This is a genomic window from Kitasatospora sp. NPDC048365, from assembly GCF_043200835.1.
Lineage (GTDB): Bacteria > Actinomycetota > Actinomycetes > Streptomycetales > Streptomycetaceae > Kitasatospora > Kitasatospora terrestris.
Map to the genome: position 1 here is coordinate 365,873 of NZ_JBICYJ010000001.1, position 14,717 is coordinate 380,589.

General features: G+C 72.9%; 12 protein-coding genes and 1 pseudogene. All 13 read left to right on the forward strand.

All coding sequences use genetic code 11. The annotated features are described in order from the left end of the window. Nucleotides 1-79 precede the first annotated feature (79 nt). Nucleotides 80-1,261, forward strand: a complete 1,182-nt coding sequence (locus ACGFX4_RS01635; protein WP_393069274.1) for a cysteine desulfurase family protein — start codon at nucleotides 80-82, stop codon at nucleotides 1,259-1,261. A gap of 156 nt (nucleotides 1,262-1,417) precedes the next feature. Beyond that, nucleotides 1,418-2,560: a tRNA 2-thiouridine(34) synthase MnmA gene (mnmA, locus tag ACGFX4_RS01640; RefSeq protein WP_393069276.1), complete on the forward strand. Its 1,143-nt coding sequence runs from the start codon at nucleotides 1,418-1,420 to the stop codon at nucleotides 2,558-2,560. A gap of 35 nt (nucleotides 2,561-2,595) precedes the next feature. Continuing rightward, nucleotides 2,596-3,120, forward strand: coding sequence for a TIGR00730 family Rossman fold protein (locus ACGFX4_RS01645; RefSeq protein WP_393069277.1), 525 nt, complete (start codon nucleotides 2,596-2,598; stop codon nucleotides 3,118-3,120). Nucleotides 3,121-3,136: 16 nt separating this feature from the next. After that, a complete protein-coding gene (locus ACGFX4_RS01650; RefSeq protein WP_393069279.1) occupies nucleotides 3,137-3,826 on the forward strand; it encodes an SDR family oxidoreductase in 690 nt (229 codons plus the stop codon). 132 nt (nucleotides 3,827-3,958) lie between these two features. Further along, complete coding sequence (locus ACGFX4_RS01655) at nucleotides 3,959-5,395, forward strand: DUF2252 domain-containing protein (protein WP_393069280.1); 1,437 nt, start codon at nucleotides 3,959-3,961, stop codon at nucleotides 5,393-5,395. A 25-nt stretch (nucleotides 5,396-5,420) separates the two neighbouring features. Next, a complete protein-coding gene (locus ACGFX4_RS01660) occupies nucleotides 5,421-6,431 on the forward strand; it encodes a methionine synthase (protein ID WP_393069282.1) in 1,011 nt (336 codons plus the stop codon). A gap of 18 nt (nucleotides 6,432-6,449) precedes the next feature. Next, nucleotides 6,450-8,717, forward strand: coding sequence for an NAD-dependent DNA ligase LigA (gene ligA / locus ACGFX4_RS01665; protein ID WP_393069284.1), 2,268 nt, complete (start codon nucleotides 6,450-6,452; stop codon nucleotides 8,715-8,717). Nucleotides 8,718-9,069: 352 nt separating this feature from the next. After that, nucleotides 9,070-10,614, forward strand: a pseudogene (locus ACGFX4_RS01670) (putative bifunctional diguanylate cyclase/phosphodiesterase); the annotation flags it as partial. 88 nt (nucleotides 10,615-10,702) lie between these two features. Next, nucleotides 10,703-10,999, forward strand: a complete 297-nt coding sequence (gatC, locus tag ACGFX4_RS01675; RefSeq protein ID WP_345699064.1) for an Asp-tRNA(Asn)/Glu-tRNA(Gln) amidotransferase subunit GatC — start codon at nucleotides 10,703-10,705, stop codon at nucleotides 10,997-10,999. Nucleotides 11,000-11,004: 5 nt separating this feature from the next. Then, nucleotides 11,005-12,498, forward strand: a complete 1,494-nt coding sequence (gene gatA, locus ACGFX4_RS01680) for an Asp-tRNA(Asn)/Glu-tRNA(Gln) amidotransferase subunit GatA (RefSeq protein WP_393069287.1) — start codon at nucleotides 11,005-11,007, stop codon at nucleotides 12,496-12,498. Then, complete coding sequence (locus tag ACGFX4_RS01685) at nucleotides 12,495-12,740, forward strand: hypothetical protein (protein WP_393069288.1); 246 nt, start codon at nucleotides 12,495-12,497, stop codon at nucleotides 12,738-12,740. Before gatA ends, ACGFX4_RS01685 begins: the two co-directional genes overlap by 4 nt. A 33-nt stretch (nucleotides 12,741-12,773) precedes the next feature. Then, on the forward strand, nucleotides 12,774-14,273 hold the full coding sequence (gatB, locus tag ACGFX4_RS01690; protein WP_393069289.1) for an Asp-tRNA(Asn)/Glu-tRNA(Gln) amidotransferase subunit GatB: 1,500 nt from the start codon (nucleotides 12,774-12,776) through the stop codon (nucleotides 14,271-14,273). 210 nt (nucleotides 14,274-14,483) lie between these two features. Beyond that, on the forward strand, nucleotides 14,484-14,660 hold the full coding sequence (locus ACGFX4_RS01695; protein WP_393069291.1) for a hypothetical protein: 177 nt from the start codon (nucleotides 14,484-14,486) through the stop codon (nucleotides 14,658-14,660). Nucleotides 14,661-14,717: the final 57 nt, after the last annotated feature.

The window sequence follows — 14,717 nt, forward strand, 5'->3', positions numbered from 1 at the left end:
GAGCCTGGAGGCTAACGGCGCGTTGCAGAGGGTGCAATGGCCAAATCGTGACTCTGACGGCGCCTACACTGGAGCCGCTATGGCTTACCTGGACCACGCCGCCACCACGCCGATGCTGCCCGAGGCGATCGCCGCCATGAACGCGCACCTCGGCGTGGTCGGCAACGCCTCCTCGCTGCACGCCGCCGGCCGCCGCGCCCGCCGCACCGTCGAGGAGGCCCGCGAGTCCCTCGGCGAGTCGCTCGGCGCCCGCCCGAGCGAGATCGTCCTCACCGGCGGCGGCACCGAATCCGACAACCTCGCCGTCAAGGGCCTCTACTGGGCCCGCCGCGACGCCGACCCGGCCCGGGTCCGGGTGCTGTGCAGCCCGGTCGAGCACCACGCCGTCCTGGACGCCGTGCACTGGCTCGCCGAGCACGAGGGCGCCGCGGTCGAGTACCTGCCGGTCGACGGCCACGGGCGGGTCCACCCCGCCGAGTTGCGGGCCGCCATCGAACGCAACCCCGCCGACGTCGCCCTGGTCACCGTGATGTGGGCCAACAACGAGGTCGGCACCATCCAGCCGGTCGTCGAACTCGCGGCCGTGGCCACCGAGTTCGGGGTGCCGATGCACGCCGACGCGGTGCAGGCGCTCGGTCAGGTCCCGGTCTCCTTCGCCGAGTCCGGGCTGACCGCACTCACCGTCACCGGCCACAAGATCGGCGGACCGTACGGCATCGGCGCACTGCTGCTCGCCCGCAGCGCCGCACCCGTCCCGCTGCTGCACGGCGGCGGGCAGGAGCGCGACGTCCGCTCCGGCACGCTCGACGTGCCCGCCGCCGCCGCCTTCGCCGCCGCCGCGGCCATCGCCGTCGAACGGCGGGCCGAGCACGCCGCCGCCGTCGGGGCGCTGCGCGACGACCTGGTCGCCGCCGTGCTCGCGGCGGTGCCGGACGCCGTCCTCAACGGCGACCCCGCCGCGGACGGGCGGCTGCCCGCCAACGCGCACTTCTCCTTCCCCGGCTGCGAGGGCGACGCCCTGCTGATGCTGCTCGACGCCCAGGGCGTCGAGTGCTCCACCGGCTCCGCCTGCTCCGCGGGCGTCCCGCAGCCCTCGCACGTCCTGCTCGCGATGGGCGCCGACCCGCTGCTCGCCCGCGCCTCGCTCCGCTTCTCCCTCGGCCACACCTCCACCAAGGCCGACGTGGACGCCCTCGCGGTGGCCCTTCCCGGCGTTGTGGAACGAGCACGAAAGGCAGGGGCTCGGGCCTCTGTTCGATAGGCGGCTCCGCCGCGGGGCGATGCCGACCACGCGAGTGGGGTCGACCAGCGCGTAGGGCCGACCACGGGAGTGGCCGGGACCGTCACCGGCCGCAAGCGGCTGCCCGGCCACTCGCGCAGTTCCCCGCGCCCCCAGTTGGTTACCCTTGTGGGCATCATGACTGAATTCCCGGGTGCCCCCACCGCTCCGTCCGACGGCCGTCGCCTGCGGGTGCTGGCCGCGATGTCCGGCGGGGTGGACTCCGCCGTCGCCGCCGCGCGTGCCGCGGAGGCGGGGCACGAGGTGACCGGCGTGCACCTGGCGCTGTCGTCCAACCCGCAGTCCTTCCGGACCGGCGCCCGCGGCTGCTGCACCATCGAGGACTCCCGCGACGCCCGCCGCGCCGCCGACGTGATCGGCATCCCGTTCTACGTCTGGGACCTCGCCGAGCGCTTCCGCGAGGACGTCATCGACGACTTCGTCGCCGAGTACGCGGCCGGCCGCACCCCCAACCCGTGCCTGCGCTGCAACGAGAAGATCAAGTTCGCCGCGCTGCTCGACAAGGCCGTCGCCCTCGGCTTCGACGCGGTCTGCACCGGCCACTACGCCCGGATCGTCGACCTCCCGGACGGCATCCGCGAGCTGCACCGCGCGGTGGACGCCGCCAAGGACCAGTCGTACGTCCTCGGCGTCCTGGACGCCGACCAGCTGGCGCACTCGCTCTTCCCGCTCGGCGACACCACCAAGGACGCGATCCGCGCCGAGGCCGAGCGGCGCGGCCTGGCCGTCGCGAAGAAGCCCGACAGCCACGACATCTGCTTCATCGCGGACGGCGACACCCAGGGCTTCCTGGCCAAGCACCTGGGCACCGCCACCGGCGACATCCTGGACGTGGACGGCACCAAGCTGGGCGAGCACGACGGCGCGTACGGCTTCACCATCGGCCAGCGCAAGGGCCTGCGGATCGGCCGGCCGGCCGCCGACGGCAAGCCGCGCTACGTGCTCGACATCTCCCCGGTGAACAACACCGTCACGGTCGGCCCGGTCGAGGGCCTGGACGTCAGCGGGCTGACCGCGATCAAGCCGCGCTGGTGCGGCACCCCGGCGGCCGGCGAGGGCCGGTACACCGCGCAGCTGCGCGCGCACGGCGAGGAGGTGCCGGTCACGGCCACCCTCGCCGGGGACGAGCTGCAGGTCACACTGGACAGCCCGGCCCGGGGCATCGCGCCCGGTCAGGCGGTCGTGCTGTACGACGGCACCCGGGTGGTCGGCTCCGCGACCATCGCCACCACCACCCGCCCCGCGGTCCCGTCCCGGTAAACCCGTTCGACCGGCGTGGTAGACCTGATCGCATCATGAACATCACGGTCTTCTGCTCCGCGTACTCGCTCGACGCCCGCTACACCGCCCCGGCGGCCGAATTCGCCCGGCTGCTCGGCACGCAGGGCCACACCCTGGTCTGGGGCGGCTCGCACGCCGGCCTGATGGGCCTGCTCGCCGACGGCGTGAAGGAGGCCGGCGGCCGGCTGGTCGGCATCTCCGTCGAACTGCTCGCCCACAAGACCTACGAGGGCGCCGACGAGCTGGTGATGACCGCCGACCTGGCGGCCCGCAAGGCGGAGCTGCTGGCCCGCGCCGACGCGGTGGTGGTCCTGGTCGGCGGCCTCGGCACGCTCGACGAGGTCACCGAGGTGCTGGAGCTGAAGAAGCACGCGCTGCACGACAAGCCGGTCGTCGTCCTGGACACCGAGGGCTTCTACGCCGGGCTGCGCACCCAGCTGGAGCGGATGGACGCGGAGGGCTTCCTGCCGCGCCCGCTGGCCGAGCTGATCTCCTTCGCCGACACCCCCGCCGAAGCCCTCGCCCACCTCCAGTCCTGAAGGAGAGCCCGTCCGCATGGCTGCCCACCTGATCACCGGTGCCGGATCCGGCATCGGCGCCGTCGTCGCCGAACGTCTCGCCGCCCGCGGCGAGGAGCTCTGGCTGCTGGCCCGCGACGCCCGCCGGGCCGCCGAGCTGCGCGAGCGCTTCCCCGGGGCGAACACCCTGGTCGGCGACCTGGCCGACCCGGCCAAGCTGTCCTGGGCGTTCGGCCACCAGTCCCTGCCGGTGGAGCTGGACACCCTGCTGCACATCGCCGGCGTGGTCGAGCTCGGCACCGTCGGCGACACCCCCGTCAAGGCGTGGCAGCACCAGCTGAACGTCAACACGGTCGCCCCCGCCGAGCTGACCCGCCTGGTGCTCCCGCAGCTGCGCCTGACCCGCGGCCACGTGCTGTTCGTCAACTCCGGCGCCGGCCTGCGCGCCGACCCCACCTGGGGCTCGTACGCGGCCAGCAAGTTCGCTGTGCGGGCGCTGGCCGACGCGCTGCGGGGCGAGGAGCACGCCAACGGCGTGCGGGTCACCACGGTGTACCCGGGCCGCACCGCGACGCCGATGCAGCAGAAGGTCCACCAGCAGGAGGGCGCGGCGTACGACCCGTCCCGCTGGATCGCCCCGGAGTCGGTCGCCACCGCGATCCTCACCGCGATCGACCTCCCGCGCGACGCCGAGATCACCGAGATCACCGTCCGCCCGGGCCAGTAGCGGCCGGCGGCGGGCCTTCCCCGGACGGCCCGCCCGGGAGGCCGGAACCGGGCCGCGCCGCGATGATCGAGGGGCTGCGCGCCGACCGCCGTCCGGGGCGGCGGCGCGCGCCGATCCGGCGGGAGGTCCTCGATGCCGAGGAACGACGACACGGCCATGCGCGCGGTCCCCGATGCCACCCCGGAGGAGCGGGTCGCGCTCGGCCGCGCCGCCCGCAAGCACTCGCCCCGCTCGGGCCACGCCGAGTACCGGCCGGCCGAGGACCGGCCCGATCCGCTGGAGATCCTCCAGGGCCAGTCGTCCCGGCGGGTGCCCGAGCTGGTGCCGATCCGCTACAGCCGGATGAGCGAGTCCCCGTTCCGCTTCTACCGGGGCGCGGCCGCCGTCATGGCCTCCGACCTGGCCGCCACCCCGCACTCCGGGATCAGGGCCCAACTGTGCGGCGACGCGCACATGCTGAACTTCCGGCTGCTGGCCTCCCCGGAGCGCCGGCTGCTGTTCGACATCAACGACTTCGACGAGACCCTGCCCGGGCCGTGGGAGTGGGACGTCAAGCGGCTCGCCGCCAGCCTGGTCATCGCCGGCCGGGCCAACGGCTTCGACGACGCCGAGCGCTCCGGCGTGGTGCGGGCCACCGTCCGCTCCTACCGCGAGTCGATGACCCGCTTCGCCGGCATGCGCGACCTCGACGTCTGGTACGCCCGGCTGGAGGCCGACGACCTCCAGGAGCTCGTTGCGGACAAGATCGCCAAGCAGGGCCGCAAGAACCTGGAGCGCGCCCTGGTGAAGGCCCGCACCCGCGACAGCCTGCAGGTCTTCGAGAAGCTGACCGAGGAGGTCGACGGGCAGCTGCGGATCGCCGCCGACCCGCCGCTGCTGGTGCCGATCGCCGACCTGCTGCCCGAGGTGGAGCGCAGCGCCCTGACCAAGCTCTTCACCGGCCTGGTCGAGCGGTACGGCAGCACCCTGGTCTCGGACCGGCGCACCCTGCTGCGGGACTTCAGGATGGTCGACGCGGCCCGCAAGGTGGTCGGCGTGGGCAGCGTCGGCACCCGCTGCTGGATCTTCCTGCTGCTCGGCCGGGACGGCCGCGACCCGCTGTTCCTGCAGGCCAAGGAGGCCGACACCTCGGTGCTGGCCCCGTACGTCGGCGCCAGCGCCTACAAGAACCAGGGCGAGCGGGTGGTGTCCGGGCAGCGGCTGATGCAGGCGGCCAGCGACATCTTCCTCGGCTGGGAGCGGGTGGAGGGCATCGACGGCCGCCGCCGGGACTTCTACGTGCGCCAGCTGCGCGACTGGAAGGGCATCGCGGTCGCCGAGCAGATGGCGCCCGCCGGGATGCGGACCTTCGGCGAGTTCTGCGGCTTCACCCTGGCCCGCGCCCACGCCCGCTCCGGCGACCGGATCGCGATCGCCGCCTACCTCGGCGGCGGCGAGTCCTTCGACCGGGCGCTGGCGGAGTTCGCCGAGGCCTACGCCGACCAGAACGAGCGCGACCACGCGGCCCTGCTCAAGGCCGTCCGGTCCGGCCGCCTGCCGGCCGCCGACCCCGCCGCCGAACGCGCCTGACCGCTCAGGCCGTAGGCTCGGGGCCGTGAGCACTGAGTACTCCTTCCCCGAGCTGAACGGCGCCGCGACGGCGGTCGGGTCGATGCCCGGCACCGACGCGCGGGAGGCCGCCAGGACCGTCGTCGGCGAGCTGGACCGGTTGCCGCACCTGCCCGAACTCCCGGCCCGGGGGCCGGGAGCGGACATGATCGGGCGCGGCGCCGGCCTGCTGGTCGAGCTCTTCGCGCAGACCGAGCCGAGCGGCTGGCGGTTCTCCGACCGCCCGGGCCGGGACACCCGGCGCGCCCACTCCTGGCTCGGCGAGGACCTGGACGCCCTGGAGGAGTTCACCCAGGGGTACGACGGCGCGCTCAAGCTGCAGGCGGTCGGCCCGTGGACGCTGGCCGCCTCGATCGAGCTGCACTACGGGGAGAAGGCGCTCTCCGACCGCGGCGCCTGCCGGGACATCGCCGGGTCGCTGACCGAGGGCCTGCGCCGCCACCTCGCGGACGTCCGCAAGCGGGTGCCCGGCGCGCAGCTCGTCCTGCAGCTGGACGAGCCCTCGCTGCCCGCCGTGCTGGCCGGCAGCGTGAAGACCGCCAGCGGCTTCCAGCGGCTGCGCGCGGTCGACCGGCAGCACGCCGAGCAGGCGCTGCGGGACGTGATCGGGGCGCTGGACGTGCCGGTGGTGGTGCACAGTTGCGCGCCGGGCGTGCCGATCCCGCTGCTGCGCCGGGCCGGTGCCGCGGCGGTGTCGCTGGACTTCTCGTTCCTGACGGAGCGTGACGACGACGACCTGGGCGAGGCGATCGAGGGCGGCACCGCGGTCCTGGCCGGTGTGGTGCCCTCCGCGGACCGGGAATTGTCCGACCCTGCCGGTAGTGTCCAGGGTGTCAGGACGTTGTGGCGCAGGCTGGGGCTGGATCCGGAGCTGCTGGGCCGCCGGGTGCTGGTGACACCGACGTGCGGGTTGGCGGGGGCTTCCCCCCGGTATGCCCGGGCGGCCCTGTCACACACCGTGAAGGCGGCGCAGAGCCTGGTGGACACGCCCGAGTAAGGGACTTGGAGGGCTCAGGTGGCGGTTGTCGAGGGCTGGGAGGAGATCCCGGCCGAGGTGCGCAAGCAGCACGCGGAGCTGGCGGCCGAGATCGAGGAGCACCGCGCCCGGTACTACGAGCACGACGCGCCGACCGTCAGCGACGCCGACTTCGACCGCCTGATGCGCCGGTTGGAGGCGCTGGAGGCCGAGCACCCGGCGCTGGTCACGCCCGACAGCCCCTCGCAGAAGGTCGGCGGCGCCGCCGTCGAGGGCTTCGCCAAGGTCGAGCACCGGGAGCGGCTGCTCAGCCTCGACAACGCGATGGACGACGAGGAGCTGGCCGCCTGGGCCGAGCGGGTGGCCGGCGAGCTCGCCGGGGTCGAGTATCACTACCTGTGCGAGCTCAAGGTCGACGGCCTCGCGGTCAACCTCACGTACGTCGACGGCGAGTTGGTGCAGGCCGCGACCCGCGGCGACGGCCGGGTCGGCGAGGACATCACCGCTAACGTCCGCACCATCGCCGAGATCCCGCACCGCCTGCGGGGGGAGAACGTCCCCGCGCTGGTGGAGATCCGCGGCGAGGTCTACTTCCCGACCGAGGCCTTCGCCGAGCTGAACGCCTCCTTCGCGGCGGAGAACGAGCGCCGCCGGGCGGTCAACGAGGAGCGCGCCAAGGAGGGCAGGCGCCCGCAGGCGATGGTCAAGCTGTTCGCCAACCCGCGCAACGCGGCCGCCGGTTCGCTCCGGCAGAAGGACCCGCTGGTCACCGCCTCCCGCCCGCTGCACATGGTGGTGCACGGCATCGGCGCCCGGGTCGGCTTCGAGATCGACTGCCAGTCGCACGCCTACCAGCTGCTGCGCGACTGGGGCCTGCCCACCGCCAGGCACAACCGGGTGGTCGGCACGCTGGAGGAGGTGCGTGCCTTCATCCGGCAGTACGGCGAGCAGCGGCACTCGGTCGAGCACGAGATCGACGGCGTCGTGGTGAAGGTGGACGAGATCGCCCTGCAGGGGCGGCTGGGTGCCACCTCCAAGTCCCCGCGCTGGGCGATCGCCTGGAAGTACCCGCCGGAGGAGGTCACCGGCAAGCTGGCCTCGATCATGATCGGCATCGGCCGCACCGGCCGGGCCACCCCGTTCGCGGTGCTCGCCGAGCCGGTGAAGGTGGCCGGCTCGATGGTGCAGTACGCGACGCTGCACAACCAGGAGGTGGTGAAGGCCAAGGGCGTGCTGCTGGGCGACACCATCGTGCTGCGCAAGGCCGGCGACGTGATCCCGGAGATCCTCGGCCCGGTCGAGGACCTGCGGGACGGCACCGAGCGCGAGTTCGTGATGCCCTCGCACTGCCACGAGTGCGGCACCGAGCTGCGGCCGATGGCCGAGGGCGACATCGACCTGCGCTGCCCCAACGCGCAGTTCTGCCCGGCGCAGGTGCGGGAGCGGATCGCCTACCTGGGCGGCCGGGAGTCGCTGGACATCGACGGGCTCGGCTACGTCGCCGCGACCGCGCTGACCCAGCCGCTGAAGCCTGTTGACGCTCCTGTCAAGAACGAGGGGGACATCTTCGGCCTGACCGAGGAGCAGCTGCTGCCGATCAAGGTCCTGGTCCGCGACCAGAAGACCGGCATGCCCAAGCTGGACGACCGGACCGGCCAGGAGAAGGAGGTCTTCTTCTTCGCCAACACCAAGGGCGAGCCGAAGAAGTCGCTCGGCCTGCTGCTGGAGAACCTGGACAAGGTGAAGGACCGTCCGCTCTGGCGCTTCCTCAACGGCCTGTCCATCCGCCACGTCGGCCCGGTCGCCGCGCAGGCGCTGGCCCGCGAGTTCCGCGACCTGGACCGGGTCTTCGGGGCCGACGAGGAGGAGCTGGCGGCCGTCGAGGGCGTCGGCCCGACCATCGCCAGGGCGATCCGGGAGTGGCACGCCGAGGAGTGGCACCGGGAGATCCTGGAGAAGTGGCGCGCCGCCGGCGTCCGCTTCGTCGAGGAGGGCGCCGAGGAGCAGGGCGAGCGGCCGCTGGAGGGGCTGACCGTGGTGGTCACCGGGACGCTCGCCGGGCACACCCGGGACGGCGCCAAGGAGGCGCTGACCTCGCGCGGTGCGAAGGTGACCGGCTCGGTGTCGAAGAAGACGCACTTCGTGGTGGTCGGTGACAACCCCGGGTCGAAGTACGACAAGGCGGTGCAGCTCGGCGTCCCGGTGCTGGACGACGCCGGCTTCGCCGTCCTGCTCGACCAGGGCGCCGACGCGGCCCGGGCGTTCCTGGGACTGCCGGTCGAGGATTCCGCGGAGTCCGTTTCCTGACGGGTCGTTATCGTCCTGATGCCGCGTCGCCGGGGTGTTGCCGCGCGAAGTCGGGCATTCTGTCACTGTGCAGCGCGCGGTGACCGGTGGCGCGCTCGGGGATGTCCGAAAGTGTGCCCTCCCGACGGACACCGGCTTACCCTGGGTGCAACGAACTGTCAGCAAGGGTGTGTGGTCCGGTCATGCCCGGACCCCGTGGGGACGCCCCTCGCCTGACGTCCGCCGGCACCGTGACGGTGCCTCACCGTAAGGCGGCCTGACGGGGCGGGCCCGACGGAGGACAGGGCTTATGGATCGTACGACCGGCGGCGCGCCCACACGCCCGCCGCAGGGGGTGGCGGGTGCGGTCCTGCTGCTCGGCGTGCTGCTGGCCGGCGCTGCGCCGCTCATCCCGCTGGCCGTCCTGGTCTACCGGTACGAGCCCGAGCTGCTGCCGCTGTTCGCCGTGCCGCTCGCGGTGCTGGTCGCGGCCTGGCGGATCGCCCGCGACCGCGCCCGGGACCAGCTCACCGACCCGCTGACCGACCTCCCCAACCGGCAGGCGCTGCTGCTCGCCACGCAGGAGGCGCTCACCCGGCACGACGCCGAACCCGGGTACCAGGTCGGGCTGATCCTGCTCGACCTGGACCGGTTCCGTTCGCTGAACGACGCGCTCGGCCACACCGCGGGCGACCGGCTGCTGGTCCACATCGCCCGCCGGCTGCACCGCGCGCTGCGCACCGGCACCGGCCACGGCCCGCACGGCGAGGGCGGGGACGAGCTGGCCGCCGCCCTGCCGCCACAGCCCGCGCAGCGCGGGGAGCGGCCGGTGGTGGCCCGGATGGGCGGCGACGAGTTCGCCGTGCTGCTCCCGGGCGTCGGCTCCACCGAGGTGCTGGAGCGGGTGGCCAAGGCGCTGATCACCGAACTCGCCGCGCCGATCCGCCTCGACGGGCTGCTGCTGGTGCTGGAGGCCAGCGCCGGGGTGTGCGTCTACCCGACGCACGCCCAGGACGCCGAGTCGCTGCTGCGCCGCGCCGACGTCGCGATGGGCCACGCCCAGCGCGGCCGCTCCGGCGTGGAGCGCTACGACGAGGCCCGGGACGTCGACACGCCGTACCGGATCGGCCTGCTCGGCGACCTGCGGCGGGCCCTGGAGCTGGCCGAGGTACAGCTGCACTACCAGCCGAAGGTCGCCTTCGACGGCCGGGTGGTCGGCCTGGAGGCGCTGGTCCGCTGGGACCGCCCCGGCCAGGGCCGGGTCCCCCCGGACGAGTTCATCAGCCTGGCGGAGTCCAGCGGCCTGATGCCCCGGCTGACCGACTACGTCCTGGAGACGGCGGTCGGGCAGCTGGCGCTCTGGCGGGCGCAGGGCCTGATGGTGCCGGTCGCCGTCAACGTCTCGCCGCGCGACGTGCTCAACCCGGGCTTCGCCCAGCGGGTGGCAGGCCACCTCAAGCGGCACGACGTGCCCGCCGACGCGCTGCAGCTGGAGATCACCGAGCGGCTGCTGCTGGACGACTCCCGGCGGGCCGCCGACACGCTCGACGAGCTGCGTCGGTACGGCGTGCGGATGTCGCTGGACGACTTCGGCACCGGGCACTCCTCGCTGGTGCGGCTGCGCAGCCTGCCGGTGGGGGAGTTGAAGATCGACCGGTCCTTCGTGTCGCGGATGGTCGCGGACGACCACGACGCGGCGGTGGTCCGCTGCTCGGTCGAGCTCGCCCACTCGCTCGGGCTGACCGTGGTCGCCGAGGGCGTCGAGGACGACGAGACGTGGGAGCGGCTCCAGGTGATGGGGGTGGACGCGGTCCAGGGCTGGCTGGTCTCCGCCGCGCTGCCCGCCGACCAGGCCACCGCCTGGCTGCTGGTGCACCAGACCGAAGCGCCGGACGTGGAGCGCCTCGCCCCGCAGTGAGGCGCCGCCCCGGCCCGCGGTGCCGGAAAATGCCTACCCGTGTGCCCATAGGATGGGGGTCTGACCCATGTAAGGAGAGGATCGCCGCATGGCTGGCATCACGCGCGAGGAGGTCGCCCACCTCGCCCGGCTGTCGCGTCTGGAGTTGCAGGCCGAAGAGCTGGACCACTTCGCCGAGCAGCTCGACGTGATCATCGGCGCGGTCGCCCGCGTTTCCGAGGTGGCCGGACAGGACGTCCCGCCGACCTCGCACCCGCTGCCGCTGACCAACGTCATGCGTGCCGACGAGGTGCGTCCGTCGCTCACGCCGGAGCAGGCGCTCTCCGGCGCCCCCGCCAGTGAGGACCAGCGTTTCCGCGTTCCCCAGATCCTCGGGGAGGACTGACCGAGATGACCGAGCTGATCAAGTTCACCGCTGCCGAGACCGCCGCCGCGATCTCCAAGGGCGAGGTCTCGGCCGTCGAGGTCGCCCAGGCCCACCTCGACCGCATCAACGCGGTCGACAAGAAGGTCAACGCCTTCCTGCACGTCGACACCGAGGGTGCGCTGAAGGCCGCCCGCACGGTGGACGACAAGCGCGCCCGCGGCGAGGAGCTCGGCCCGCTGGCCGGCGTCCCGCTGGCGCTGAAGGACGTCTTCACCACCAAGGGGATCCCGACCACCTGTGGTTCGAAGATCCTCGAGGGCTGGATCCCGCCGTACGACGCCACCCTGACCTCGCGTCTGAAGGACGCGGACGTGGTGATCCTCGGCAAGACCAACATGGACGAGTTCGCGATGGGCTCCTCCACCGAGAACTCCGCCTACGGCTCGACCGGCAACCCGTGGGACCTGTCCCGCATCCCGGGCGGCTCCGGTGGCGGCTCGGCCGCGGCGCTCGCCGCGTACGAGGCTCCGCTGGCGATCGGCACCGACACCGGTGGTTCGATCCGTCAGCCGGGCGCCGTCACCGGCACCGTCGGTGTGAAGCCGACCTACGGCTCGGTCTCCCGCTACGGCCTGGTCGCCTTCTCCTCCTCCCTGGACCAGGGCGGCCCGTGCGCCCGTACCGTCCTCGACGCGGCCCTGCTGCACGAGGCGATCGCCGGCTACGACCCGCTGGACTCCACCTCCATCGACGCGCCGGTCCCGGCCGTGGTCGAGGCGGCGAAGATGCGCGACATCCGCGGCATGCGGATCGGCGTCGTCAAGGAGTTCGCCGGCGAGGGCTACCAGGCCGGTGTGATGCAGCGCTTCAACGAGAGCGTGGAGCTGCTGCGCGAGCTGGGCGCCGAGGTCGTCGAGGTGTCCTGCCCGTCCTTCACCCTGGCGCTGCCCGCGTACTACCTGATCGCGCCCAGCGAGGCCTCCTCCAACCTGGCCCGCTTCGACGCCATGCGCTACGGCCTGCGGGTCGGCGACGAGGGCGGCCGCTCGGCCGAGCAGGTCACCGCGCTGACCCGCGAGGCGGGCTTCGGCGACGAGGTGAAGCGCCGCATCATCCTCGGCACCTACGCGCTCTCCTCGGGCTACTACGACGCGTACTACGGCTCGGCGCAGAAGGTCCGCACGCTGATCTCGCGCGACTTCGACGCGGCGTTCGCGGGCGTGGACGTGCTGGTCTCGCCGACCACGCCGACCACCGCGTTCCCGATCGGCGAGCGCGCCGACGACCCGATGGCGATGTACCTGGCCGACCTGTGCACGATTCCGTCCAACCTCGCCGGCAACGCGGCCATGTCGCTGCCCTGCGGGCTCGCGCCGGAGGACAATCTCCCGGTCGGCCTGCAGATCATCGCCCCCGCGATGGCGGACGACCGCCTGTACCGCGTGGGCGGCGCCGTCGAGGCCGCACTCAACGACAAGTGGGGACACCCCCTGCTCGAGGAGGCACCGGCACTGTGAGCACGAGCACCGTAGCGAAGGCAAAGGGCTTCAAGCACTCCAAGCCCGGCCTCTGGCTGTCCATCGGCACCACCGCGTTCGGCGCGATCGGCATCGCCAAGGACGTCCGCAAGGCCCGGGACGAGAGCGACACGCTCAAGCTGATCAACGCCCTGGTCGGCGCCGCCGCCCTCATCACCGGCACCGCACTCCTCGTCCGCGAGCTCCGTAGGCTCGGCGACGACGACGTGCTGCTCGGCTGACGGACCTCCGAGAGAAGAAGTGAAGGAAACGCTGTGAGCGTCATCAGCCTGGTCTCGTACGACGACGCGCTGGCCGCGTACGACCCGGTGATGGGCCTTGAGGTCCACGTCGAGCTGGGTACCAAGACCAAGATGTTCTGCGGGTGTTCGACCGAGCTGGGCGCCGAGCCCAACTCGCAGACCTGCCCGACCTGCCTCGGCCTGCCCGGTTCGCTCCCGGTCGTCAACGCCATCGGCGTGGAGTCGGCGATCAAGATCGGCCTCGCGCTGAACTGCGAGATCGCCGAGTGGTGCCGGTTCGCCCGGAAGAACTACTTCTACCCGGACATGCCGAAGAACTTCCAGACCTCCCAGTACGACGAGCCGATCGCCTTCAACGGCTACCTCGACGTGCAGCTGGAGGACGGCGAGGTCTTCCGGGTGCAGATCGAGCGCGCCCACATGGAGGAGGACACCGGCAAGTCCACCCACGTGGGCGGCGCGACCGGCCGCATCCACGGCGCCGAGTACTCGCTGCTCGACTACAACCGGGCCGGCATCCCGCTGATCGAGATCGTCACCAAGCCGATCGAGGGCGCCGGCCACCGCGCTCCCGAGGTCGCCAAGGCGTACGTGGCCGAGCTGCGCGAGCTGATCAAGGCGCTGGGCGTCTCCGAGGCCCGGATGGACAAGGGCCAGATGCGCTGCGACGTCAACCTGTCGCTGCGCCCCAACGGCACCGAGACCTTCGGCACCCGCTCGGAGACCAAGAACGTCAACTCGCTGCGCTCGGTCGAGCGGGCGGCGCGCTTCGAGATCCAGCGGCACGCCACCGTCCTGACCGACGGCGGGACGATCGTCCAGGAGACCCGGCACTTCCACGAGGACAACGGCACCACCACGGCCGGCCGGATCAAGGACAACGCCGAGGACTACCGGTACTTCCCGGAGCCCGACCTGGTGCCGATCGCCCCCTCGCGCGAGTGGGTCGAGGAGCTCCGGGCCGGTCTGCCCGAGCTGCCCCGGGTGCGCCGCGCCCGGCTGCAGGCCGAGTGGGACCTGTCCGACAAGGACATGCAGTCGGTGCTCAACGCCGGCGCGGTCGAGCCGATCTCGGAGACGATCGCCGCCGGCGCCCCCGCCGACCAGGCCCGCAAGTGGTGGATGGGCGAGCTGGCCCGCCGCGCCAACGAGACCGGCACGGACCTGTCCGAGCAGCCGATCACCCCGGTCCAGGTGGCCCGGGTCTGCGCGCTGGTCGCCGAGGGCAAGCTCAACGACAAGCTGGCCCGCCAGGTCATCGAGGGCGTCCTCGCCGGCGAGGGCGAGCCGGACCAGGTCGTCGAGAAGCGCGGCCTCGCCGTGGTCTCCGACGACTCGGCGCTCGGCGCGGCCGTCGACGAGGCGATCGCGGGGAACCCGGACATCGCCGCGAAGATCCGCGACGGCAAGGTCCAGGCGGTCGGCGCCCTGGTCGGCGCGGTCATGAAGGCCACCCGCGGCCAGGCCGACGCCGCCAAGGTCAAGGACATGATCCTGGAGAAGCTCGCCTAAGACGCCTAAGACGCCTTAGACGCCTTAGACGGCACCCGGGACGGAAAGGCCCGTGCGTACGGCTCCTCGGAGCCCTGCGCACGGGCCTTTCGGCATCCGGGACCCGGGTCCTAAGGCACCGGCCCCGGCCAGGATGAGGCATCGGGCCGATGTGGCACCCCCCACTGGGAGAGGAGTCTCGTACTCGACACCGCAACGAGGGGAACCGCAATGATCGAGTACGAGCTCATCCAGCACCGCCACCAGGAACTGCTCGCCCTGGCCGCCCAGGACCGGCTGGCCCGCGAGGCGGTGGCCGGCCGGCCCGCCGCCCGTCAGCACGAGGGCCTGCTGCACCGGGTGGCCCGGAGCCTGCACCTGACCGCTCCCGCCGCGCGGCTCGGGTGACCACCGCCGGGCCGCGACCGGCCCGCGCCGACGAAGGGGAGGACGCCACCGGCGCCT